The 22,352-nt window shown below is 49.5% G+C and carries 24 protein-coding genes, 1 tRNA gene and 1 pseudogene; 9 read left to right on the top strand and 17 right to left on the bottom strand.

The window, feature by feature from the left end; all coding sequences use genetic code 11:
• Positions 1–10: 10 nt before the first annotated feature.
• The 8 genes from GA004_RS02260 to nuoB all read right to left on the bottom strand — a co-directional run bounded on the left by GA004_RS02260 (position 11) and on the right by nuoB (position 7,819).
• Positions 11–547 carry a NuoI/complex I 23 kDa subunit family protein gene (locus tag GA004_RS02260; protein WP_283395668.1) on the bottom strand — a complete coding sequence of 179 codons (537 nt, stop codon included), beginning with the start codon at positions 545–547 and terminating at the stop codon, positions 11–13.
• Between the two features lie 47 nt (positions 548–594).
• Positions 595–1,701 carry an NADH-quinone oxidoreductase subunit NuoH gene (gene nuoH, locus GA004_RS02255; protein WP_283395667.1) on the bottom strand — a complete coding sequence of 369 codons (1,107 nt, stop codon included), beginning with the start codon at positions 1,699–1,701 and terminating at the stop codon, positions 595–597.
• An 8-nt stretch (positions 1,702–1,709) separates the two neighbouring features.
• Entirely contained in the window at positions 1,710–3,404 is a 1,695-nt protein-coding gene (locus GA004_RS02250; protein WP_283395666.1) for an NADH-quinone oxidoreductase subunit G, read from the bottom strand.
• Positions 3,405–3,434: 30 nt separating this feature from the next.
• Positions 3,435–4,799 carry an NADH-quinone oxidoreductase subunit NuoF gene (gene nuoF / locus GA004_RS02245; RefSeq protein WP_283395665.1) on the bottom strand — a complete coding sequence of 455 codons (1,365 nt, stop codon included), beginning with the start codon at positions 4,797–4,799 and terminating at the stop codon, positions 3,435–3,437.
• 5 nt (positions 4,800–4,804) lie between these two features.
• Positions 4,805–5,290, bottom strand: a complete 486-nt coding sequence (locus GA004_RS02240; RefSeq protein WP_283395664.1) for an NADH-quinone oxidoreductase subunit NuoE family protein — start codon at positions 5,288–5,290, stop codon at positions 4,805–4,807.
• A gap of 107 nt (positions 5,291–5,397) precedes the next feature.
• Positions 5,398–6,639 (bottom strand): NADH dehydrogenase (quinone) subunit D, encoded by a 1,242-nt coding sequence (gene nuoD / locus GA004_RS02235; RefSeq protein WP_283395663.1) that lies wholly within the window; start codon positions 6,637–6,639, stop codon positions 5,398–5,400.
• Positions 6,640–6,675: 36 nt separating this feature from the next.
• Positions 6,676–7,296 (bottom strand): NADH-quinone oxidoreductase subunit C, encoded by a 621-nt coding sequence (locus GA004_RS02230; RefSeq protein ID WP_283395662.1) that lies wholly within the window; start codon positions 7,294–7,296, stop codon positions 6,676–6,678.
• A gap of 13 nt (positions 7,297–7,309) precedes the next feature.
• Complete coding sequence (gene nuoB / locus GA004_RS02225) at positions 7,310–7,819, bottom strand: NADH-quinone oxidoreductase subunit NuoB (RefSeq protein ID WP_283395661.1); 510 nt, start codon at positions 7,817–7,819, stop codon at positions 7,310–7,312.
• A 185-nt stretch (positions 7,820–8,004) separates the two neighbouring features.
• Between nuoB and GA004_RS02220 the strand changes: the two genes are divergently transcribed.
• Both GA004_RS02220 and GA004_RS18075 read left to right on the top strand, forming a co-directional pair.
• Positions 8,005–8,094 (top strand) — tRNA-Ser (locus GA004_RS02220).
• 34 nt (positions 8,095–8,128) lie between these two features.
• Positions 8,129–8,371 (top strand): annotated as a pseudogene (locus GA004_RS18075) (hypothetical protein); the annotation flags it as partial.
• Positions 8,372–8,393: 22 nt separating this feature from the next.
• On the opposite strand, the gene GA004_RS02215 reads toward GA004_RS18075, so the two are convergent.
• Both GA004_RS02215 and GA004_RS02210 read right to left on the bottom strand, forming a co-directional pair.
• Positions 8,394–8,537: a hypothetical protein gene (locus GA004_RS02215; protein ID WP_283395660.1), complete on the bottom strand. Its 144-nt coding sequence runs from the start codon at positions 8,535–8,537 to the stop codon at positions 8,394–8,396.
• 42 nt (positions 8,538–8,579) lie between these two features.
• Positions 8,580–8,828, bottom strand: a complete 249-nt coding sequence (locus tag GA004_RS02210) for a hypothetical protein (protein ID WP_283395659.1) — start codon at positions 8,826–8,828, stop codon at positions 8,580–8,582.
• A 25-nt stretch (positions 8,829–8,853) separates the two neighbouring features.
• Here GA004_RS02210 and GA004_RS02205 point away from each other — a divergent pair, with 25 nt between their 5' ends.
• Positions 8,854–9,804: a hypothetical protein gene (locus GA004_RS02205; protein ID WP_283395658.1), complete on the top strand. Its 951-nt coding sequence runs from the start codon at positions 8,854–8,856 to the stop codon at positions 9,802–9,804.
• A 284-nt stretch (positions 9,805–10,088) separates the two neighbouring features.
• Here GA004_RS02205 and GA004_RS02200 read toward each other — a convergent pair whose 3' ends face one another.
• The gene (locus tag GA004_RS02200; protein WP_283395657.1) at positions 10,089–11,234 is read right to left on the bottom strand and encodes an amidohydrolase family protein; all 1,146 of its coding nucleotides are present in this window, start codon (positions 11,232–11,234) and stop codon (positions 10,089–10,091) included.
• Between the two features lie 556 nt (positions 11,235–11,790).
• Here GA004_RS02200 and GA004_RS02195 point away from each other — a divergent pair.
• On the top strand, positions 11,791–12,990 hold the full coding sequence (locus GA004_RS02195; protein WP_283395656.1) for an amino acid aminotransferase: 1,200 nt from the start codon (positions 11,791–11,793) through the stop codon (positions 12,988–12,990).
• Between the two features lie 17 nt (positions 12,991–13,007).
• Positions 13,008–13,544, top strand: coding sequence for a dCTP deaminase (dcd, locus tag GA004_RS02190; protein WP_283395655.1), 537 nt, complete (start codon positions 13,008–13,010; stop codon positions 13,542–13,544).
• A gap of 120 nt (positions 13,545–13,664) precedes the next feature.
• On the opposite strand, the gene yidD is transcribed toward dcd, so the two are convergent.
• Together yidD and GA004_RS02180 are read right to left on the bottom strand one after the other, a co-directional pair.
• The gene (yidD, locus tag GA004_RS02185; protein WP_343218834.1) at positions 13,665–13,937 is read right to left on the bottom strand and encodes a membrane protein insertion efficiency factor YidD; all 273 of its coding nucleotides are present in this window, start codon (positions 13,935–13,937) and stop codon (positions 13,665–13,667) included.
• Positions 13,938–13,966: 29 nt separating this feature from the next.
• Positions 13,967–14,419, bottom strand: coding sequence for a bifunctional diaminohydroxyphosphoribosylaminopyrimidine deaminase/5-amino-6-(5-phosphoribosylamino)uracil reductase RibD (locus tag GA004_RS02180; RefSeq protein ID WP_283395653.1), 453 nt, complete (start codon positions 14,417–14,419; stop codon positions 13,967–13,969).
• A gap of 138 nt (positions 14,420–14,557) precedes the next feature.
• On the opposite strand from GA004_RS02180, the gene GA004_RS02175 reads away from it, so the two are divergent.
• Positions 14,558–15,121: a nitroreductase family protein gene (locus GA004_RS02175; protein WP_283395652.1), complete on the top strand. Its 564-nt coding sequence runs from the start codon at positions 14,558–14,560 to the stop codon at positions 15,119–15,121.
• Between the two features lie 21 nt (positions 15,122–15,142).
• Here GA004_RS02175 and GA004_RS02170 read toward each other — a convergent pair whose 3' ends face one another.
• The gene (locus GA004_RS02170; protein WP_283395651.1) at positions 15,143–15,562 is read right to left on the bottom strand and encodes a SufE family protein; all 420 of its coding nucleotides are present in this window, start codon (positions 15,560–15,562) and stop codon (positions 15,143–15,145) included.
• A gap of 105 nt (positions 15,563–15,667) precedes the next feature.
• Here GA004_RS02170 and GA004_RS02165 point away from each other — a divergent pair, with 105 nt between their 5' ends.
• Positions 15,668–16,930: a class I SAM-dependent RNA methyltransferase gene (locus GA004_RS02165; RefSeq protein ID WP_283395650.1), complete on the top strand. Its 1,263-nt coding sequence runs from the start codon at positions 15,668–15,670 to the stop codon at positions 16,928–16,930.
• A gap of 251 nt (positions 16,931–17,181) precedes the next feature.
• Complete coding sequence (locus GA004_RS02160) at positions 17,182–17,631, top strand: OsmC family protein (protein ID WP_283395649.1); 450 nt, start codon at positions 17,182–17,184, stop codon at positions 17,629–17,631.
• A gap of 35 nt (positions 17,632–17,666) precedes the next feature.
• Here the strand turns inward: GA004_RS02160 and purB are convergent, their stop codons facing one another.
• Positions 17,667–19,103 (bottom strand): adenylosuccinate lyase, encoded by a 1,437-nt coding sequence (gene purB, locus GA004_RS02155; protein ID WP_283395648.1) that lies wholly within the window; start codon positions 19,101–19,103, stop codon positions 17,667–17,669.
• A 90-nt stretch (positions 19,104–19,193) separates the two neighbouring features.
• Here purB and GA004_RS02150 point away from each other — a divergent pair, with 90 nt between their 5' ends.
• Complete coding sequence (locus tag GA004_RS02150; protein WP_283395647.1) at positions 19,194–19,916, top strand: sulfotransferase family protein; 723 nt, start codon at positions 19,194–19,196, stop codon at positions 19,914–19,916.
• Between the two features lie 52 nt (positions 19,917–19,968).
• Here GA004_RS02150 and GA004_RS02145 read toward each other — a convergent pair whose 3' ends face one another.
• Complete coding sequence (locus GA004_RS02145) at positions 19,969–21,147, bottom strand: glycosyltransferase (RefSeq protein WP_283395646.1); 1,179 nt, start codon at positions 21,145–21,147, stop codon at positions 19,969–19,971.
• A 96-nt stretch (positions 21,148–21,243) separates the two neighbouring features.
• The gene (gene holA / locus GA004_RS02140) at positions 21,244–22,350 is read right to left on the bottom strand and encodes a DNA polymerase III subunit delta (protein WP_283395645.1); all 1,107 of its coding nucleotides are present in this window, start codon (positions 22,348–22,350) and stop codon (positions 21,244–21,246) included.
• Between the last annotated feature and the right edge of the window lie 2 nt (positions 22,351–22,352).

Below are 22,352 nucleotides of genomic sequence, written 5' to 3'. Positions count from 1 at the left end.
GCTGCGATAATCAATGTCCGCTTCCGTGTTCCGCGGCCGCTTTCTTCTTTCTCCACTTGAAATGTTCATCCGGCAAGGTTCCGCCCAGTTCGTAGAGCTTCTCCTTGTTGTTTACGAGTTCCTGTCGAGAATATCCAGACAGAGAGAACTGATTTTGCAGCCAAATTGCCTCCTCTGGACAAACTTCCTGACACATGCCGCAGTAGATGCACCGCAACATGTCGATCTCAAACTCCTGGGGGGCCTTTTCGACATGAGCGTGCTCACTATCTTCTGGTATTTCTCCCGGCGTTATACGGATGGCTTTTGGAGGACAAACAAACTCACACAATTGGCACGAAACACACTTTTCGCGACCCTCAGGGTCTTTCACCAATGTGGGAACCCCGCGATAGCCTTCAGGAATAGTCGGTCGCTGCTCAGGATACTCTAGGGTAACCGGTTTCTCCCAAATTTTCTTGAATGTGGTTGATAGTCCACGAGCAATCTCTGGGAGATAAAGTTTCTCCAGGAAATTTAGCGGCTTTCTTTTTATTACAATGGACATCGTTGCGGTCGTTGAGATTTAGGAAAATTTAAACAAGCATTATTCTGCTACAGTTTCGTATCCAAATAGAAAATGAAGATTGTGTAGACGACAAGGTTGGCAATCGACAGCGGAAGAAGAATCTTCCAACCGAGCTTCATAACCTGATCGTATCGGAATCGAGGGAGTGTCCAGCGAATCCACATGAAGAAAAACATCATACCGCACATTTTTCCGAGGAATATTCCAACCGAGAGCACTGCTCCCAATATTCCTTCTCCAAAACCTAAAGCATCTAACGTGACAAAGGGCATCGGATTCCAACCTCCAAGAAATAGTAAGGTAAATACACATGATCCCACAACCATGTGAGCATACTCACCTACGAAGAAGAGTCCGAATTTGAACGAGCTATATTCCGTGTGGAATCCGCTCACTAGCTCAGTCTCCGATTCCGCCATGTCAAAAGGGAGACGGTTCGTCTCCGCAAAAAGGCACACGAGAAAGATGATCGCAGAAACGGGCATCCACATGGCGAACCAGAATCCATTTTGTGCTTGAGCAATATCGAAGAGGTTCAGGGTTCCATCCCTGCCTGGCGCATTGACCCAAATCAGTATGGGAAGAACCGATACACCCATTGCCAGTTCGTAAGAAATCATTTGGGCAGACGCTCGAATTCCACCCAGGAAGGGATATTTCGAATTGGACGACCAACCTGCTAGAACCACGCCGTAAACGCCCAGTGAAGAAATCGCGAAGAGAAACAAGAGCCCTACGTTCACATTCGCAAGAACGAGCGGAATGACTTCCCCAGCCTCATTTACGAATCGACCGAAAGGCACGACGACCACCGTTGTCAGTGCCGGCACCAAGGCAATGACTGGCGCCATGATAAAATAGAATTTGTTAACGTGGGCAGGGACTACGTCCTCTTTAAACAGGAATTTCAACCCGTCAGGGATGGGTTGGAAAATACCCAATCGCGTTAAAAACCGTCCAATCACCGGGATACCACCGATGAGAGGGAGCGACGTTCGATTCGGTCCGACGCGCCCTTGAATCCAGCTGGATATTTTTCGCTCAGCCAGGACGGCATAGGAGCAAAGCCCCATAATAACGCTCACGACTATTGCCGCATAGACAAACTTTAAGATAACCGGGTTAACGTCCATGACTTTGCCTACTCAGCTGCAACTGCCTCCTTTTTCGGTTCAAAGTGGAGCGATTTTCCTTCCCGGAATGAAAGGCGCTCAAAAGCGCTTCCGTCAAGGAGCTCTCCTTGATCGGAAAGTGACTGGAAGGAAATTCCCTCGAACACCGATCCCTCCGTACCGATTTGTTTCCATAGAGATCCGATAGTGGAAGGGAATGATTCACCAGAGAGATTCGCCTGGATCGTAGCCAAGGCGTAGAGATCCTCAATCGCTCCGCCAGGACCCGGAACCACTCGGCTAAATTTTTGAAGGCGAAACTGTTGGTTGATAACCGTACCTGATTTTTCGAATTGGGTCAGGCCTGCGATCAACACATTGGCACGACTACTGGTCGCGTTTTCGTGAGTGCCCAGATAGACGATTTTGACTTTGCCGACCTGATCTTCTGTAAGTCCTCCGGCGATTAGATCTTCTTTCACTGAAAAAACAGTGGTCACTTCCCCGCTGTCAATCTTTGCCCCCAATTCCCCCAGTTGTTCGTCTGGCAAATCGTTGACTAGGCCGGCCATCAGGGCACCTCTCACATTAGGATTTCGATCGACCGACATGAGAATACCGTCGTCTTTGCCGTATCTCGCCACCAAATACACCCCCTTCGCGCCGATTCCGTCCGAAATGGCCTTAAGTGCGAATTGCTCTTCCACACTGCATTGCCCGGACCCAACAATAGCGACACCGCCACCCTGCAAACACTCGCTCGCTTTTGCGATTGCATCGGCCGCACTAGTGGCAAGGGAGTCAATTGCGCATTTTATGAGTCGATCATCCGATTCTAACTGTTTGTACAGTTCGCGGCCAGAGTCGGGCATCCAGGTATCGTTAACCTCATCGTTGCGACGAGGCTTGACCCGGTAAATCGTTCCTTCTCGAGCTGAAACGACCGTATTAACTCCCACACTCGTTTCAAAATCAATGCTGTTGGTTTCTTTCAAAAACCATACCCTCATTTTAAAACGAAAGTCGGTACTCGTCAAAGCACCCACAGGGCAGATATCCACCGTATTCAAAGAATAGTTGTTCGCTAGCTCCTTGCCGGGAAAACAAGTGAGGGTTGAATAGCTGCCACTATCAGTAAATCCCAGAACGCTATCCCCCGCCACTTCATCACAAAATCGAATACAGCGGGAACACAGGACGCAACGCTCGTCATCTAAAGTAACTCTCGGTCCTAGTCGCGTTCGTTTTGGCTTTACGTTTTTCTGCTCAATAAACCGGCTGTATCCGCGACCGTGCGAAGACGAAAATTCTTGCAGTGTACATTCGCCCGCTTGGTCGCAGATCGGGCAGTCAAGTGGATGATTGATTAAGAGAAACTCAGTTACCGCCTCACGCGATTCAAGCGCTTTGGGAGAGTCGGTTTTGATGTGCATCCCAGGGGCAGCCTTCGTGCCGCAACCAATTGCTGGCCCCGGCATCCACATGATTTTTGGGGTCCCATCTTCGTTGACCATGGGCTCACCGGTCGCTCGGTCTCTACCAGGCATGCCAAGCTCAACAAGACACATGCGGCAATTCCCAGCAATTGTGAGCTTTGGATGGTAACAGTAATGAGGGATTTCTTTACCCAATATCGCCGCCGCTTCAACCATGTTCGTACCTGGGGGTACTTGAAGATCTTGCCCGTCGATGTTTACTGTGATCAAATTTTCTTTCTCTTCCATTAGAAGTGCCTATCTCAATCCTCTCGCTCTCTAGTGGTTGCAAGCCAGCTCTTTGGCTGCCGTTCGGTCGCCACCCATCCGGCTGTGACGCTCCGCGAACTCCCGAAATTCGTCTTCGAATTTTGCTAAATAACTCTGCACAGGCCAGGCAACGGCAAAACCAAAAGCACATATCGTCCTGCCTTCAATCTGGTCTGCCACCGACTTCATCAAATCTACATCTTCCGGACGCGCTTGCCCATGAACCATTCGTGTGGTGATCTTTTTCAGCCAAAGTGAACCCTCGCGACAAGGTGTGCACTGGCCACAACTCTCGTGTGAGTAAAAGGCCATTAAATTTGCTAAAGCGACCGGAATTTCAACCGAGTCATCGAGTACCATCATACCGCCGGATCCGGACATAGAGCCTGCAGCAGCAATTCCATCATAATCTAAAGGTATGTCTTCAATCCCCCAGTCGTACCCGTTGCCATCACGATCCTTACCAGTAAAACGCTCACCGTTTTTGAGAATTTTCATGGAAGACCCACCTGGGATGATCGCCTTGATGGTCCTGCCGTCTTTCGGACCGCCACAGATATCGTAAACCAGTTCACCCAATGTGATCCCCGCCACTTCGTAGTAGCCAGGTCGCTTAACGCCTCCCGAAACACACCAGATACGTGTACCCGTATTGTTAGGACGCCCAATCTTAGCAAACTCATCGGCACCCATTCTGAGAATATGCAATACGTTGCAAAGCGTTTCGACGTTGTTAACAATCGTCGGACACATGTACAATCCGAGTACCGCAGGGAAATAAGGCGGCTTGATACGCGGATTGGCGCGCTTGCCTTCTAGTGATTCTATCAATCCGGTTTCTTCACCACATATGTAGGCCGCTGCTCCCCGGTGGACGACAATATCGCAGCTGTATCCAGAACCGAGTATATCATCGCCAACGAAATTCTTTTCCTTCGCTTCCTTTATTGCCTGATTCAGGATCTCAGCCCCTTTGGGCATTTCCTCGCGAATGTAGATAAAAGCTTTGGCGCAATCCGTCGCAAAACTGGAAATTATAATGCTCTCAATTAATTGATGGGGATCTTTGTGAACAATTTGTCGATCCTTGAAAGTACCTGGTTCAGATTCATCGCAATTGCATACCATGTAAACGGGTTTTCCCGATTTTCGATCGACAAAGCTCCACTTAACACCCGCTGGGAAACCGGCTCCTCCGCGTCCTCGCAACTGCGAGTTCTTTACTTCGTCGCATATGGTCTGCTTCTCCATGCCCACGGCTTTCTTGAGCATCTCATAGCCGCCGTTTTTCATGTAGCAATCGATGCCTGGTGTGTAGCCAGGCTCATCGGCATACTTTAAGATGATACGTTTTTCTTTAGGATGTATAGCCATTCCAACTACGCTTGCATTGCCTCCGCCTTTATCTTTTCACAAATCTCCTGAGCTTTCGCCTCGTCAAGATTCTCGTACAGTTCGTCATCTACCAGCATAACCGGGGCCGTACCGCAGCTCGCTAAGCATTCAGCAAATTCTACCGTTACTTCACCGTCCGAAGAGACCTCATTGAGTCCGGCATCAAATTCAGAGAGCATTTTGTCACACACCTTGGCGCCACCTGCTATCGCACAAGACAAAGTACGACAAACGCGAATATGTCGCCGTCCAATTTTATGCTGCCTAAAAAAAGGATAGAAAGTGATTACAGATAGCACATGAATCGGCGCTATCTCCAGCTTCGCCGCTACCCATTCTGCAGCTTCATTTGTGAGGAGTCCCTGGTCTTTTTGGATCGCGTGCAGCAAAGGCATCACCGAACTTTGCTTTTCTGGATACTTCGGGATCGCTTCCTCGATTTCAGCTAGCGTTTCTGGCTTTAAATTCATCTAGTTAATTTCAGAAATAAAAATTAGGAATTAAGAAGCGGCCTCGCACAATTGATCGTTCGCCCGTTTCGTAAATGATACATCATTCATAAACCTTTCTTCTTCAGTTACCGATCGCATTCCCCCATCACAAAGTCCAAACTTCCGAGAATCGCAGATATGTCGGAAATCATTGCGCCCACGCTGACCTTCTCCAGGATCGACAAATTGTTGAACGACGGGCCCCTGATCTTCATCCGGTAAGGAACGCCCCCTCCTTTCGAAACAATGTAAAACCCGAGGGCGCCTTTTGGGTTTTCCGCTTCGAAGTAGACTTCCCCCGCAGGCATATCCGGGCCTTCTGTCGTGATCATGAAATTTTGGATCAGCTCCTCCATCGACGTCAAAATCTTATCCTTCCGGGGGGCGTAAATCTTCTTTGCGTCTTCCGCATAGAAGGCCCCCCCTGGCATTTTTTTGATTGCCTGGCGCACGATACGCACGCTTTGCCGCATCTCCTCCACCCGCACTGCATATCGATCGTAGCAATCGCCATTTTCACCTAAAGGCACCTCGAACTCATATTGTTCGTATCCACTATATGGGACGTCTCTACGCAAATCGACATCAACACCAGACCCTCTTAAATTAGGGCCAGTCAACCCATACGCAACGGCGTCCTCTTTCGAAATAATTCCAATATCCGCTGTACGGTCAAACCAGATACGATTCCGGGTCAACAGCGACTCAACATCGTCGAGTAATGGCAGGAGCTCTTCGCAAAACGTGAGCACGCGATTTGTCCAGCCTTCCGGCATGTCTCGCACTACCCCGCCAATTCTTGAATAACTGGTGGTGAACCTGGCCCCGGTTAGCTCCTCAAAAAGCTTATACAGCTTTTCCCGCTCCGTAAATGTAATCATGAACACGGTCAACGCCCCCACATCCATCGTGTAGGCACCTAGTCCCAGTAGATGAGCGGAAATCCGGGCAAGTTCGCTGGTGACAACTCGAATCGCTTGGCAGCGCTCCGGCACCTCCAGATTCGCCAGTTTTTCGACTGCCATTGCGTAAGCCGCGTTGTTGGCCAGAGGAGCCAAGTAGTCCAATCGATCCGTATAGGGAACGAATTGGTTATAGGTCATATTCTCAGCGATTTTTTCGTCACCTCTGTGCAAGTATCCTAAAACTGGGTCGCACATTTTCACGATTTCGCCATCCAGCTCGAGGTTTAATCGCAGCACTCCATGGGTGGACGGGTGCGAAGGGCCCATGCTAACTGCAAGATGCTCGGTTTCGAACTCCTGAGCTGCGGTGGCAGCTTTCCCTCCTGAATCAGGAGCAGTGTATTCGGTTGTTTCTGTGGACATGAGAAATTTTCTGGAAGAGGATTTTGTGGTAGATCGCTACTGGTCGGGCTTCTCTTTTTCTTCGCTCCAGCTTTCGTCTCTAGCTGCAGGTTCACGCTTGCTTTCAAATACTGACTGCTGGGCGACAAATGGCCCGCCCGCCATGGGAGCCGGCTTTACTTTCACTCCGGTATTCTCCGCGATTTCGGGGTCCCAAAGCTCGTTTTCATGCCCTGCTAATGGAAAATCCTTGCGAAGCGGATGATGAGGGTACTCGTCCCACATAAGAATGCGGCGTAAATCTGGATGGCCTTCGTAAATGATCCCAAACATGTCGTAGGTTTCGCGCTCCATCCAATTTGCACTTTTGTATAGATCTACCAATGAGGGAGCTGAAGGGGCTTCGTCATCCAAACAATCGCCCGCGAGCCGGACATAAGTATGCTTCTCGGATGAGTATAGATGGTAAACGACCGTGAACCGAGGTGAAGCCTCAACCCCATTGTCTATCGCTGTGGCGTCCATCAAGGCATCAAAGCCGTGGTCGTCCCTGAGCTCTTTGACCACATCGGGAATGCTCCCAACCGGACAGTTAAAAGCCGGCCAGTCCAGGGAATCCCGGTCGTCCAGTTCGGGACATGATTCTTTAAGTGCGGATTTGAGATCTTGAGCTATCATTTGCCGGGAAGAATCAGGCTTCAAAAAGGCTTTTGGCGGATTGCTCTGTGCTAACTTTGTCCTGCAGCTTCATCAGCGCATCGAGCAAAGCTTCCGGCCTAGGAGGGCATCCGCTCACATAAACGTCGACCGGCACGATCCTATCAACCCCTTGCAAAGTAGCGTAGGAACGGTACATCCCTCCCGAAGAAGCGCAGGCTCCCATGGCGATTACCCATTTGGGGTCCGCCATTTGGTCATAAATCCGCCGCAATGCCGGGGCCATTTTGTAAGTGACCGTCCCAGCGACTATCATAACATCCGATTGCCTCGGCGAAAAGCGCATTACTTCTGCTCCAAATCGAGAAATGTCGAATCGAGAGGCACCGGAAGCCATGAGTTCGATCGCACAACACGCCAAGCCCATTGGCATAGGCCAGAGCGAGTGAGTACGGATCCAATTGATAACCGCATCTGCCTTGGAGACAATGACGCCACCCTCAACTTTGCTGTTATAACCAAAATCTTGATTAGAAGAGACCATTTGCCAGAAAGTTTTGAAAAGAGAAACGTAAGCTGGACCAATCAACATGCAAGCGGGTTTTTACAGAATTCACGATACAATGAACTCTCTGGTTAAAAGAGCCTCAAACTTGCTTAAGGGATAAAGTTTTCAGTTGCGCGGAGTCGGATTTTCCCCATTCGTCTGAGCCTTCTATTTTGGAGTTTGGAGAGATGTCTGAGTGGTTTAAAGAGCACGCTTGGAAAGCGTGTGTGCAGGTGACTGTACCGCGGGTTCGAATCCCGCTCTCTCCGCCACTTAAGCAACTGATTTTAAGTAACTTGTATTTAAATTCCCTTTGATGCTGGGGAATTCTTCTTCGCTTTTCTTGAAGCGTTTGGAAACGAGTCGACTACGATCAAGTGCCCGCGGAAAGGGCTAATAATAAGTCCGACATTGGGGGTGCTCTCCAAACGAAAAACATCCACATCAAAGTTGCGAGAGCTGCAACGGCAACTGATACCCTCAATGAGCTCCGGTAATAGCCCCGCCACGGCCAAGGGTAAAGCAAAGCTCATCGCCGCAAAAAAAGGTTAAACATTTGAGTCAAAGGACCTCATTTCAGGTGAAATCGTAGCGTGAGAGTGCGTTCGACATAAAAGTTACGGGACGACTCAATCGCCTCCTCCCATTTGTCCGCATAGTTCACCTCAATAGCGTGGGTGTCTGTGAGGATGTCGCAGCGAGTGCCATCGGGCATATTCACTTCAGTCTTGCCTCCTAGCTTCTTGCCATTTTGCTCCTAATAAAAGCTTTCTGAATACGGCTTGGAAGAGCTCGGAAAAAAGGGGTGTGGGGCGGCTCCCTGATTATGGTAATGATACATTCCTGCCTTCCGATCCCAATGTCCCCCGTTTGAACCGGATCGGCCTGAATAGGAGAAAACCCCTTGTGCCAGAACAAGAATGACCAGAGTGATTGAAAAGATCCTCGTGATTGCGAAAAGACCTTGATGCAGCACAGCCAAGATGCCAGAAGCACGTATGCTCATTAGGTACCTAGCTTTGTTTCTGACAGTGATATTGATTTTGGTCGCAGTCGCCCATCCAGATGGTCATTCGGAACTATCGAAAATACAGGCCCCAAAAGAAATGATACTTGATCGCTTGGAAGGTGCTTGGGAACTGGATTCATGGGATGACGGGGGAACTGTCAGCACAATTCCAGAAGTGTCTGGGAGGTGGTTTCATACCGAAGGAGAACTCGCTGTAATTCTCCATGATCGTAGGAATAAAGAGGAAAAGAAATCAGTTGTTGGATGGGGACAAAGTGTAATATCAGATGGAGAATTTGAATACGGATATACTGAACGAACCACAATCAATGGTACTAATGAGGATTCAACTTTAACCGAGGGACCAGCTTGGGACGGATTGAGGTCTTACAATGTGTATTTAAAGGGTGATGGGATAATAATGGAATCTGAGTCAGGCAAACAGGCTTGGGAAGTATACCCAGAAAGAATGGTTTATACCGACTTTGAATGGATAGGCTCAGGTGAAAAATCATACGCTCAAAGGAAATGGCTACGCATCTCGAAGCCTAGTGCGAAAACGAACTCAGCTTTGACCGAAGTAACTGTAGTGGTTACAATGGAAGTCATGGCAGGCGTGACTCCCGATGGCTTAGCGTCGTTTACTGAAACCTATGCAGACTTTGTAAAGAAAACCGAGCCAGACACATTAGGCTGGAGTTACCATAGATCCGGCGAGAAAGTCGTTCTAATTGAACGTTACAGAAATGAGGATGGAAACATAATTACTGCTCAAAACATCTCCCCCGGTGGCAAGCGCTATGAGCTTTTGCAAGAGAAGCTTGGTATGCTTAAAGTTACAGCGGTAGATGTCTATGGTGGCTTTACCGACAAACTGAAGAGATTTAACGCAAAAGCAGCTGAGGAGCTAGATTTTGGTTTTCCTTTTAATTACTATCCAGCTATTTCAGGTTACAGTCGTAATGTAGATTAGCCTGATAGGCGTTACTTCTATATGAAACCAGGCCCCAGCTGATTAGTGAATAGAAAATGCTGCCCCGTTTGCCAGCATTCCTTTTTTCTATACTCAACTTTCAGTTTCGGAAAAGGGAATTAGCTTCGATGGAGAGATTTTTTTACGGAACTGACTCAGAAACTTTTGGATACGGATAGGCCACTGCAGCCATCGCCTTATTGGGCATAACATGGCAAGCGGCTAATTGATATCTATGAGGAAACTTATGATACTCTTTACACGCATTTAAAAAGCAATGGCCACTATACTCTTGTCAGCCGGTAAACACGCATTGCGGTGTCATGGAACATGTCTGCTCGTTCATCTTTAGAGAAATTTTTGGTTAACTTCTTGAATTGATTCCAAAGGACTGTGTAGGAGCAGGACAGCTTATCCACGGGGAAATTGCTCTCAAACATACAGCGGTCAGGACCAAACTGGTCGATGGTGTAATTGTACCAATCTCGATTGGTTTCGAGCAACTGGTCAGATGTAGGTGGCTTGTCTCGTTTGTGCCAATCGTAACCATTTACAATCATTTGCAAGCCACCAAGCTTTGCGACAACGTTCGGGCATTTTGCGAGTTCGGCCACAGAAAGTTTCCATGCGGCAAACACTTCGTTGCGCCGTCCTGAATAGGATTCAACCCCAATAGGCCCACCAAGATGATTGAAGATGATAGTTGTATCCGGAAAGGCTTTAGCAAGGTCGGTCAGATCATCGATATGGGTATGAAACACCCAACCTTCAAACGATAATCCATAGGTGCGCAGCTGCGCATACCCTTTCCGAAAATCCGAATCCAAAAGGATACGTTTAGGCAAATTAGCAGGCGTGGATGGCCATCCACCTAGTGCACGGATGTAGGAGCTATCGCCCCAAGCCGCTCGCTGCCGGATGCCACGAAAGCGCTGCGGACTGGCGGCAATCTGGGCTTCGAGCACCGCAGCAACACGTTCACCAAGGCATAGGTTCGCTGCACCAACAATACCCGTTGCGGCCCGCATTTCGCCATAAGCGCCGCTTGCACTCATAGCGGCAACACCCTGTACAAATTCTGTCTCGCCGACCACTCTAAATTCTTCAAGGCCATCAGCACGATACATCGCACTACACTCCACGAAAACGGTCTGGCGGATGTTGTGATCTCGAGTGTCCTCGATTAGTTCCTCGAGCATATAGCGGTCTGCCAGTTGGCTTCCGTCCCACAAATGATGATGAGGATCGATGATAGGAAGCTCAGGCTCAATTGCCGACTCTCTTGTCAGATTCAGCCATTCAGGCTTAGTAATCCAGTTTGGCTCAGTTTCCGCTCGCAGGGAGGCCGATAAAAGTCCGGGTATGGCGATGCCACCTGCTGCGGCCATTCCTGTTCGTTGAAAAAAATCTCTCCGTGTGATTTTGCTCATTTTCGAATGAAAGCAGAGGTTCCACTTTTGGGCGACAATTTTTTCTTGGGTAGCTGATGAATACTAATGCAGGATCTGCTACTCGAATAACCCCCGCCCCAATTGATTTCCTGTCATAATCAGTGCAGGCTAATGCAGCCAAAAGGTAATTAATGCATCTGTTTACCTAGGTAAAGTGCTGTTGCCTAGGCAGCAACCGATTTCGAATCCCGCTCTCTCCACCACCAAAACCAAGAACTTATTCCGAACTGTAAAGGAATCTAAGTGCCTGGAAATTTCCGTACGGGATTTTGAACCCGCAGGGTTCGACGAAGCGAGCTCGCGAGCGAAGCATGGGTCCGAAGGACTTGGGCAACGCCAACCAATCCCGCGACGCCTTTCCCGCTGAAAATTTGGCCCAGCGGGTTCGAAGAACGACTCCACTTTAGTCATTCCAAACAAACCCCACTACTCTAGCGTGAAGCTAGGAGGAAAATCGCATCGCACCATTGACAGAAAGCCCCTCGATTCTACGTTGAACCGGCTCGTGCAACAAAAGCCAATTTTTTCAAACATCATGTCGCCATTCGAAACCGTAACTCAAGCTCCAGCCGATCCCATCTTAAGCATCACTGAGTCTTTCAAGGCAGATCCTAATCCTGAGAAAATAAACCTCAGCGTGGGAGTATTCGTCAATGATTCAGGTGTCACTCCCGTCTTAGATACCGTCCGCGAAGCGGAGAAGGTTCTCGCCGAAACCAATACCACAAAGAGCTATCTACCTATGACGGGAAACCCGAGGTACGCTTCGTTAACTCAGACGTTGTGCTTTGGCGATGAACTCGCAGAATCTCTTACAGGCAAGATTGTCACGGCCCAAACTCCCGGCGGAACCGGAGCCCTGCGTGTGGCCGCAGATTTTATCAAAGGAAACTTGAAGACAAAGTCTGCCTGGCTCAGCAACCCGACCTGGGCCAACCACAAAGGAATTTTTTCGGCCGCGGGCCTTGATACGAATGTCTATTCCTATTTCGACTCAACAACCTTGAGTCTCGACTATTCGGCTTTTCTTGAATCAATAATGTCAATTCCGTCCGGGGATGTCGTAATCCTACACGCCTGTTGCCATAATCCCACCGGGGCCGATCTTTCGCCCGAGCAATGGGATGAAGTAGCTAATATCGCATCCGCAAAGGGGTGGCTGCCGTTACTTGATTTTGCGTACCAGGGCTTCGGGCTCAGTATCGAAGAAGACGCCTACGCACCTAGAGCATTCGCTAAAGCAGGATTACCGCTTTTTGTGTGCCAATCTTTTTCAAAGAACCTAGGCCTCTACCGCGAACGTGCTGGGGCCCTGCAAATCGTGGTAAATAACGCTGAAGAGTCGACACGCGTCGCCAGCCAAGTCAAAATTGCCATTCGTACAAACTATTCCAACCCGCCTGCCCACGGCGGCGCAATCGTAGAAGCGATACTTGGTGACTCCCAATGGCAAACCCGCTGGACCGAAGAGTTAGATGCCATGAGAAATCGGATACACGAAGTTCGCCGACAGTTCGTGAACGCCCTCGCCGACGCAGGCGTATCCCGGGATTTCAGCTTTCTTAAAGACCAAAAGGGAATGTTTTCGTTCACTGGATTGACCAAGGAACAGGCTATTGCATTGAGAACCGATCACAGCATCTACATCGTGGACAGCGGCCGGATCAACGTGGCTGGAATCACAAGTGACAACCTGCCTCGCCTTGTAAACGTACTGAAAGAGATTCTAGGCTAATCTCTAAGATCGCAAATATGATACTATCTGACAAAGCAATCCTCCAGTCCATCGAGAAAGGTGAGATTGTAATTGAGCCTTACTCGCGCGAATCGCTCGGTACCAACAGCTACGATGTTCATTTGAGCAAGCACCTGGCGACCTATCTTTCAGAGATTCTCGATGCGAAGGCTCACAACAAAGTCGAGCACTTCGAAATTGGCGAGGAGGGATTCGTTCTTCGCCCCGGCACCACCTATCTGGGTTCGACCCTTGAATACACGGAATCTCACAAACACGTTCCTTTTCTAGAGGGCAAATCGAGTGTTGGACGACTCGGTATCGACATCCATGCTACGGCTGGCAAAGGAGATGTCGGCTTCTGCAATCACTGGACCTTGGAAATCTCAGTTTCCCAGCCCGTTCGGGTATACGCCGGCATGCCTATCGGCCAACTCATTTACTTCGATGTACAAGGAGACGTAGAAACCATGTACAACAAAAAGGGATCCGCCAAATACAACACCCGCTCCCCCCTTCCACTTGAGTCAATGATGTGGAAGAACGCTTTCTGATACATCTAACCGACTGCATCTTTTGGTGTTTCTTTATCCACTTGCACCTGTTCTCAATAATTGTATTCATCAGAGATCAGCCGCTAAGACAATTTCGGCTTCAGCAAAGTTCAAACACCACTAGATAGCAGGTTTATTTCTTTCGATATTTTCCGATCGAGCTTCTCTTGGGACCGGATCGTAGCCCGAGCCTCCCCAAGGATGACACCTTAAAATTCGCCTCAGTGAATAAAAGAGTGCTTTCCCCGACGGCATTTCTCGAAAACATTCAATCGCATACTGGGAGCAGGTCGGCTGGTATCGGCACCCTGAATTCGGTCCAAACAACACATATTTAATCGGCGACAGAAACAATTGATAGATGCGTATCAGTTTAATCGCTACCCAAGCAATCGGTCTTGTGCTTCTGCCTTTCACTATGACTAGGGAGTTTCTCTACCTTCAAACCCTGGATTAATCGATTCGCAATCCTCTTTCAAAACATCGGAAACCACATTAAGTCCGGCTTTGCTCAGTACCACCAACCCCGCACCTCGGTGCGAATGAGTCGGATCCAGCGTTCCTATCACAACGTTTTTGATTCCAGCCTCTACAATCGCATCGGTGCACGCCCCTGTCCTTCCATGGGTTGAACAAGGTTCCATGGTCACATACAGCGTTGCATTCGTTCCCGGCGATCTTCCGAGATTTGCCAGTGCCTCCCGCTCTGCGTGAGGCCCCCCATCTTTCCGAAAACGTCCTCTGGAGACGACCAAGCCTTGCTCAACGATGATTGCGCCTACCCTCGGATTCGGCCAAGTCTCACTCACATCTGACAAGGACGCCTCGCGTATCGCCTCTCGCATAAATTGTCTATGTTGTTCAGACTCTTCCATTTCAGATCCAAAAATACCTGATCACTTTCAGACTGCAAGACCACGAAACACTTTCGATTCGCTGCATCCAATATTTCATCATCTGAACCGGCTGTTTTTTGTAGCCATAACGCGGCCACTTGTTACGAGATAATTCACATGAAACACAGCCCCGATACGATAGAGTTGCTTATGAACCGCCGCTCGCTGCTCGCCGGTAAGCTCATTGAACCTGGCCCCACGGAAGAGGAGCTGAAAAAGATTTTGGTTTGCGCAACACGGGTCCCGGACCACAAGGGCATTTGCCCCTGGCGGATTCAAGTTGTGGATCGGGCCAATCAGGACATTCTTCATGCCAAGCTACCCGAACTTCATGAGGGTGACCCTGCCAGTCTTGGTAAAACCAATTCGAAAGAAGCCAAGACCGCTCCTCTACTCCTCATCGTATCATCATACACTGCGTCCAAAAAAGCCCCGCGATGCGAGCAACTCCTGTCTGGAGCAGCTGTCTGCCAGAATATTCTGATTGCCTCGAGTGCGCTAGGCTACCGCAGTCAATGGCTCACCGAGTGGTTCGCTTACAACGATAGAGTAAAGGAGTACCTCGGGATAGCAACGATCGAGGATATCATCGGATTCATTTATATCGGAAGCGAAACGGAGGCGCCAAAAGAGCGACCGCGACCCAATGTATCCGATATCGTGACTCGGCTCCAGCTGTAGCTCGACGGCTCGGTCCGACGGTTAGTGGTTTCTCAAGCAAAGCTCCGCGTAGGCTTTGATCTTTTTCCTGACATTGGTAAGGCCATTTCGCCGGTTAGGTGACAAGTGTTGCGTGATCCCCACGTCAGCTAGAAAACCTGGCTCCAGCGAAAGCACGTCTTCTGGAGTTTCTCCACTGTAGAGCTCGCACAGCAATGCCGCCGTCCCTTTCGTTATCGCAGCGTCAGAATCCGTGTGAAAATAGCATTTTTCCTCCTTAAACTCCGGAAAGATCCATAGCTGCGACAAACACCCCTCAATCAGGAAGGTGTCGATCTTGTACTCGTCTGCCAGCGGGGGATGCCCCTTCGCCCTATCTATTATGTACGCAAAGCGTTCGAAATGGTCTTCGAACGGCATTAGCTCTTCCACAATCTGATCCCTCTTCTCTTGTATGCTCATGACTACTTAGACCACTCGAACAGCACCTTTCCTCCGAAGTCAATTCAGTCCTCTCTTTTCAGAAATCTTGCCATCTCCGAAGGAGACGTACTTGGTTTCAGGACAATGAACGAAGGCGAATCGTATGCTTCCCGAACTCCCAGAGGATTCAAGCCTGACCCATACTCTTACCATGAGGAGATCGAGCTGGATGTAGAGACCCTCACCAACATGGGCCAAGGGCTGGGTCGCCACAATGACTGGGTCGTCATGGTTCGATACGCATTGCCCGGAGAACAGATCCGAGCTCGAGTCTACCGAAACGAAAAGAACTTCTCCGAAGCAGATCTCGTGTCGGTGCTGAAACCATCTCCTGACCGCATCGAAGCCCCTTGTCCGGTGTTTGGTCAATGCGGCGGATGCCAGTATCAGCACTTTGCTTACGAAACTCAACTCGAATGGAAAACGCGCCAGGTAAAAGAGCTTCTCTGGCACATGGCCCGCATCGAAGCGGAGGTGCTCCCGGCAGTTCCCTCGCCGAAGCAATATGGCTATCGGTCTAAGTTGACTCCTCATTTCCCTAAACCAAAGAAGAACCGCCCCGTACAAATTGGTTTTCTGAGGCAAGGCTCTCGATCGAGTTACGTGGAGATAGAACGCTGCCCCCTTGTTTCCGACGAAATGAACGAGCGACTGGCAAAAGCGCGTTTGGAAGTGCGTCGAAACCAGATTAGAAATCCCTACAAAAAGGGAGCCACGTTGCTTATCCGAGAACATCTCGATGGAGTAACTACGAATCCCAAGGAGATTATCCGCGAAAAGGTGGGAGAACTCGTCTTCTCATTCCCTGCCGGTGAGTTTTTCCAAAACAATCCCAGCATTCTGGAAAGCTTCACTCAATATGTAGGTCGCAAGGCTTCAGAGAGTGGAGTCCACAATTTAGTAGACGCCTATTGTGGCAGTGGCTTGTTTTGCCTCTCAGCGGCTTCACGCTTTGAGCAGGCCGTGGGAATCGAGGTATCTGAATTCTCGGTTCAATACGCTATTGAAAACGCGAAAGCGAACGATATCAAAAACACCCGATTCGTGCTGGGCGATGCAGCATCGATTTTCAGCCAAATCGATTTTGGCGGAAGCGACTCTTCTGTAATCATCGATCCACCCCGCAAGGGATCCAGCGAGGAATTCCTAAACCAGCTCATCGCTTTCGGACCACAGAAAATCGTCTATGTCTCTTGCAATCCGGCTACTCAAATGCGCGACCTCCAAATTCTAACCGATAGGGGATACAAGGTTGAGGAAGTCCAGCCATTTGACCTGTTTCCGCAAACAAAGCACCTTGAGTGTGTGGTCACTTTGACAAATTCTGGATCCCGCAGCGAGGGCTAGCCTACGATTGCCGCTTTCGTAAACACAGCCTATTCCGTCGACGCTTAGACTGGTTTTACGGGTCCGACTCAGGACCTTTATCACTAGCTGCCCCACCCGTTTTCTTCCACTTCAATCGCTTCGACCGCTTTTCAGACATATTATAATAAGATCGGTCGTTTTCCCCGATCGACGATTTCGGCGGAAAAAGGAGTCGATTCTCGGAAATCGATTGCCTTGCATATCTAGAAAGCCGCCCTAATTTTCTACTAATGTCAGAACATAAGGCTAATCTCGTATGGAATCGAAACGAGATCGATTTCGGTTATAAGAACTATTCCCGTAACCACACATGGACGTTTGAAAACGGGGCAAAACTCGAAGTGTCTGCTGCGACTCAATACCTTGGTGATCCCGATTGCGTCGATCCTGAACAGGCATTCGTCGCTTCGCTATCCAGTTGTCATCTGCTTACTTTTTTAGCCCTTGCCTCTTTCCAAAAATTGACCGTTGAAAAGTACGAGGACAACGCCATTGGCCACCTTTGTAAAAACGCTGAAGGCAAAATGGCCATCAGTCGCGTGGACCTTTATCCGGAAATCCATTTCGCAGAGGGAATCAACCCAACTCGCGAGCAGTTGGAAAAGCTACACCACAAAGCCCATGAGGAGTGCTTTTTGGCAAACTCGGTTAAATGCGAAATCGTTACCCACCTTGACTGAGCCTGCAGCCAGGACCAGCCAAGTCTGTATTCTCCTTAAAGCATCTTCCCTGGCTTTACTTTTTTGGAATCGGGGAATCGCTTTACCCACTTCGCTGCGTCGCGTTTGAATTGGTCCACTTGTTTGGGAGCGGCTCCCACAAATCGTTTCGATTGAGAGACGAGCTTCTCAAGCTGCATCAATGAAAGCGGAATCCTTTCGTCGCCAGCAAGTCTGCCAAGGAGATCCGCATCCCCAGGTCGGCCTTCACGAATCTCCTTACTCGCCGCAAGCGCGTTTTCCTTGATCGCCAAGTGCGCCCCCTCGCGGCCGGCACCTGCCTTTACAGACTCCATTAAAATGGTGGTCGTGGCCAGGAACGGCAACTGCACCGCATTCTCCGATTCGATCGCTTTCTCAAATACTTGCATCTGACCCAGAACAGTCAGGAAGGCCTCCAATAGGCCGTCTATGGCGAAAAAGGAATCTGGAAGCATTACGCGGCGCACGACCGAACAAGAAACATCGCCTTCGTTCCACTGGCCTCCGGTCAGACCTGAAGCCATCGCAGCGTATCCTTTCAAAATTGTCCCGAATCCGTGGATACGTTCACTCGTCCTGCAATTCACCTTGTGAGGCATTACTGAGGAACCTACTTGACCTTTCGAAAATCCCTCGCTCATCAGACCTTGCCCTGCCATGAGCCGGACAGTCGTGGTCATATTGATCGCTGAAGATGCCAACTGTTCCAATGCCGTAACCGTATCTAGATCAACACTACGTGGATAAACTTGCCCAACATTTGAGAGGACTTCTCCGAAACCGAGATGCCTGACAATTTTCTCCTCTAGGGCCGCAACTTTGCTCGCATCCCCTTCAAATAACGTCTGTTGATCCAACTGGGTGCCCACGGCTCCTTTAAGCCCTCGAGCGGGATAACGTTCCGTGAGGTCATTGAGTCGGTCAATCCCAACCAAAAGCTCCTGACCGGCCATCGCGAAACGCTTCCCCAAAGTACTTGCCTGGGCGGGTACATTGTGAGTGCGGGCCGTAATCATCAGATTCCTAAACTCAACCGCTCTTTCGGCGAGCCGATTCAAGCACGCGACTGCCTTGAGCCGAGTCAGTCTCAGCGAACGTATGACCTGCAGCTGCTCAACGTTTTCAGTGAGGTCCCGACTCGTCATTCCTAAGTGAGCGTACTCGTATCCCGCCAACGATGAAAACTCTTCAATGCGCGCCTTCACATCATGTAGCACCTTACGCTCTCGCCGATCGATAGATGCCAGGTTCACCTTGTTTTTTACCGACTCATAAACCTTGATCGCCTTGAGCGGAATTTTTAGTCCCAATTCTCTCTGAGCCTTCAATACTGCGATCCAATAGTCGCGCTCGATCACAACCCGGCCTTCAGCGGACCAAATTTTTTTCATCGCTCCGGAAGCATAGCGATCCGCGAGTACGTTCTTTATAACTGGAGTTTTTTGCGGCATAAGAAACGAACACCCTGAGTAGCGCCTCGAGAATTTAAAGCATTTTCTTGTTGTGGATGAGCCCTCGGCTTCCTTGCATGCGTGGCAGTAATGACGTCCTCGAATAAAGAGCCATCAGAAAAAACGATCGCATTGGAACTGAGCGTAATGCGCTCGGGCTCCACCTTGCTAAAAGCCCTCATGGCGGCAGCGCCCGATATCTCAAGCTTACCGGAGACCAATTTTCAGAAATTCCAGTCGGCAACCGCCGCCTCCGAAATCGCTTCTCTTTGCGACGAAAGAATTGTCGTTCTCAAACGTCCCGCCTGGTTCAATGAGACAAAGCGGTATCCGAAGTTACCCAACATTTCCAAGGTGAAGCGTGTCATTCTCGCTCGCGACGTTCACACGACGACGGCCTCGCTCCGTAAAATGGTATTTCGTAAAGCGGAACTTTGGGCTCCAAAATACATAGATAATTGGTTCGCCAACAATTATTGGGCCCCGGTATACGCGAATCTATTGGATCGGTTCCCAGATGATGGTAATTCAAATTTTTGGATACGCTATGAAGATCTCGTCCAGAAACCCATCGAGTGGACCGGCAAACTCTTTCGGTTTTTAGGTTCGGACCGGACTGAGGGGATAGACTCGTATCCGCCACCTCAAGGATACGATTGGAAATGGGGCAGCGACGACGGGGGAGACAAAATCAAAAGTCTAACTGTTCAGGCTCCTAAGATTCCACAGAGTTCCCTAGCCATTTTGGAGTGCGTTCAAGGGCTTCCTCAAGTTGCCCTTGTTAGAGCCCGACTCGGATACGCGAATTCCTAGAGTTTTTTGCAGTGATTTTTACGTATCTTTATTATAGATACATGTGTCTTTGCTAACTAATCGCGTTGCGGTACAGTTGCTCTAGCTTACTACCGATCTTTCCCATACTATGGTCGCTTGCATTATCTAAAGCAGCCTGGCTCATTTCGCTTCTCAAGTGTTTGTCTTTCATAAGCTTGATCATAGCATCTGCCATGTCTTGCTCGTCGTCCGGCTCGAAAATCAATCCGTCATTTCCGTCCTCAACAAGCTCAGGAATTCCTTTGGCCCTTGGGCCAATCATGGGCAACCCGAAGGCCATCGCTTCCAGCAGACTCACTGGCTGATTCTCTGTTTTACTCGCCGTCACAAAGACATCCCCAAGTAACAGATAGTTTTCTTTCATCAAGATGTCCCGTTCAATACGACCCGTCCGTACGACCGCTTTCTCAATCCCGAACTCCGCCACCTTTTCATCGATCTCCGAGTCGGAGGGTCCAGCTCCGACGATCACGAGTTTAACATCAGGATTAACCCGTGTTACGCGATGGAATGCCCCAAGGAGAACTCCCAAAGACTTCTCTGGCGATATTCGCCCAACATAGATGAAAGCGGAATCGTCGATGCCCAAAGATTGGCGAAAAGCTTCAATTTCCTCTTTCGGTCTGAACTGAATGGGGTCAATCCCGTTCGAAAGCAGCGTCACCTTGGTCTTCAAGCCTCTTTGAATAAGATTGTCCCGAACCGATTTCGACGGGCTAACCACATGACTACAGTGATTGTAGAAAGTTACCGAATACTTCCACATCGCTTTTCGAGTAAAGGAAGAGTTTGGAAGATGGAATTGCTTTAGATACTCCGGCTCAGCGAAGAAGGTATGGAATGTTCCTACTATCGGCACCTTTTTCCAGCGTCCTAAAAACATGCCTTCGATTCCGCAACCGAACTCCGTATGAACATGGATCACATCTGGAGAAGCGATCTTAAGACGCCGATAAGTGAACAGGAACAGAGGTATCGAAAATCGCAGTTTAGGGATGTTGGGAATGGGAACAGAGAAGGGCAGCCCAAAAGTCTTTACTCTGGAATCAAGTCCGGGAATCCCCTCCTTTCGATCTTCCTTTTTCGCCCTCGGGTGGAAGATGCTTACTTCATGCCCGCGGGTGGCGAGTTCATTCGCCTGATTGATAACCGCAGAACTAACCCCCGAAATGTAGGGTAGGAAGCTATCGGTGAATAGGCAGATCCGCATAGATGAGAAAGAAAAACGGGCTCCAATTGGAAGGCGCAACTTTATTCCAAACGAATCAATTCTCTTCCGGAAGCACCTTGGCTCTCGAGCTGGATTTTACGCAAGGCAACGAATCGCCATGTTGCGAAGCGCTTCTTCCTGCTCGTTTGGACGCTCAACTATCTCCTCAAATGCTTCGATAAACTCCCCTTGGTGGTCAATCAGCCTCTTCAATGTCGGCAATTGCCGCTCCCCGACCAGCTTGCCCATGTACCACAGGTTTTGTGTAAAAACGTTGAAGTTGCTTTTATCCGAAAGCCCATCGAAACGGTCTTTGTATTTTGCGGCCGCCTGTTCGAATCCGGGTTTCGATATCCCTCGTCCCCCAATATGGATCTCCCCTCCGTCGATGAGTGCTTTCAACTGAATCAGCAACCGATTGCGATTCTGCAGCGAGGCAATCACCGGCCGCGCGTCGTGACCCGCGAAAAAGTGACGACGCAACGCTTCCAAAGTCCATTTCAGATTTCGGGAAAAAAACGCTTCAGTCGTTTCGAAAAAGTCACCTTCGCCAAAATTGGGGACGAGCTCTTCGATAAGCTTCGCCGTAATCTCGCTCCCCTCCTCACCTAGATAGGTCGCCAGCTTGCGAGTCTCCTCCAAGAGGAGGCGGGCATTGGCGTTCACCTTGTTAAGAAGAATTTCCTGGGTGCTCCGTTTCATCGAGACTCCCAGAAATTCGCACTCTTCCTCTAAAATTGCCAAAAGTGTATCTGAACCGTTTCCCTTGGAATCTACTCCCCCCGAAGCTACGTGCTCTCCCTCTTTCTCGAGCCACTTGGCAAACCGCTTTCGGCGATCCACTGGTGAAGCAGAAATCAGTACACCGACCTCATCTGGGGTTATCACCTCCAGTATCTCCCTCAAATCGTCACACGCTTTTTGCGTTCCTTCTGCTCGTCCCAATAGATTGTCCGCCAAAAACGAGCAGCCCTTGAGCCAGATCACTCGCCTACCTCCAAACAATCCCAATGTCTGCGTCGCCTCCCTCACGCGATTCACAATCTGCTCCACATCCTCGACCTTCCCGGCGTGTCCACTAATAACTTCTTGGGAAAAGTCGTCGTCAACAGTGGCAACCATCTCCCTCCATGCCGCTGACGCAGCTCGGAGAGCTAAGAAGTCATCTGGACCTGACACGTATATGAAACTCGGTTCGGACATTT

The organism is Candidatus Pelagisphaera phototrophica (genome assembly GCF_014529625.1).
GTDB lineage: Bacteria > Verrucomicrobiota > Verrucomicrobiia > Opitutales > Opitutaceae > Pelagisphaera > Pelagisphaera phototrophica.
This window is presented reverse-complemented; position numbering and strand designations above follow the sequence as displayed.

Bases quoted from the DNA above. Each gene is read 5' to 3' on its own strand.
- GA004_RS02260 (WP_283395668.1), bottom strand. From the start codon at position 547: ATGTCCATTGTAATAAAAAGAAAGCCGCTAAATTTCCTGGAGAAACTT.
- nuoH (WP_283395667.1), bottom strand. From the start codon at position 1,701: ATGGACGTTAACCCGGTTATCTTAAAGTTTGTCTATGCGGCAATAGTC.
- GA004_RS02250 (WP_283395666.1), bottom strand. From the start codon at position 3,404: ATGGAAGAGAAAGAAAATTTGATCACAGTAAACATCGACGGGCAAGAT.
- nuoF (WP_283395665.1), bottom strand. From the start codon at position 4,799: ATGGCTATACATCCTAAAGAAAAACGTATCATCTTAAAGTATGCCGAT.
- GA004_RS02240 (WP_283395664.1), bottom strand. From the start codon at position 5,290: ATGAATTTAAAGCCAGAAACGCTAGCTGAAATCGAGGAAGCGATCCCG.
- nuoD (WP_283395663.1), bottom strand. From the start codon at position 6,639: ATGTCCACAGAAACAACCGAATACACTGCTCCTGATTCAGGAGGGAAA.
- GA004_RS02230 (WP_283395662.1), bottom strand. From the start codon at position 7,296: ATGATAGCTCAAGATCTCAAATCCGCACTTAAAGAATCATGTCCCGAA.
- nuoB (WP_283395661.1), bottom strand. From the start codon at position 7,819: ATGGTCTCTTCTAATCAAGATTTTGGTTATAACAGCAAAGTTGAGGGT.
- GA004_RS02215 (WP_283395660.1), bottom strand. From the start codon at position 8,537: ATGCCCGATGGCACTCGCTGCGACATCCTCACAGACACCCACGCTATT.
- GA004_RS02210 (WP_283395659.1), bottom strand. From the start codon at position 8,828: ATGAGCATACGTGCTTCTGGCATCTTGGCTGTGCTGCATCAAGGTCTT.
- GA004_RS02200 (WP_283395657.1), bottom strand. From the start codon at position 11,234: ATGAGCAAAATCACACGGAGAGATTTTTTTCAACGAACAGGAATGGCC.
- GA004_RS02195 (WP_283395656.1), top strand. From the start codon at position 11,791: ATGTCGCCATTCGAAACCGTAACTCAAGCTCCAGCCGATCCCATCTTA.
- dcd (WP_283395655.1), top strand. From the start codon at position 13,008: ATGATACTATCTGACAAAGCAATCCTCCAGTCCATCGAGAAAGGTGAG.
- GA004_RS02180 (WP_283395653.1), bottom strand. From the start codon at position 14,419: ATGGAAGAGTCTGAACAACATAGACAATTTATGCGAGAGGCGATACGC.
- GA004_RS02175 (WP_283395652.1), top strand. From the start codon at position 14,558: ATGAAACACAGCCCCGATACGATAGAGTTGCTTATGAACCGCCGCTCG.
- GA004_RS02170 (WP_283395651.1), bottom strand. From the start codon at position 15,562: ATGAGCATACAAGAGAAGAGGGATCAGATTGTGGAAGAGCTAATGCCG.
- GA004_RS02165 (WP_283395650.1), top strand. From the start codon at position 15,668: ATGAACGAAGGCGAATCGTATGCTTCCCGAACTCCCAGAGGATTCAAG.
- GA004_RS02160 (WP_283395649.1), top strand. From the start codon at position 17,182: ATGTCAGAACATAAGGCTAATCTCGTATGGAATCGAAACGAGATCGAT.
- purB (WP_283395648.1), bottom strand. From the start codon at position 19,103: ATGCCGCAAAAAACTCCAGTTATAAAGAACGTACTCGCGGATCGCTAT.
- GA004_RS02150 (WP_283395647.1), top strand. From the start codon at position 19,194: ATGACGTCCTCGAATAAAGAGCCATCAGAAAAAACGATCGCATTGGAA.
- GA004_RS02145 (WP_283395646.1), bottom strand. From the start codon at position 21,147: ATGCGGATCTGCCTATTCACCGATAGCTTCCTACCCTACATTTCGGGG.
- holA (WP_283395645.1), bottom strand. From the start codon at position 22,350: ATGTCCGAACCGAGTTTCATATACGTGTCAGGTCCAGATGACTTCTTA.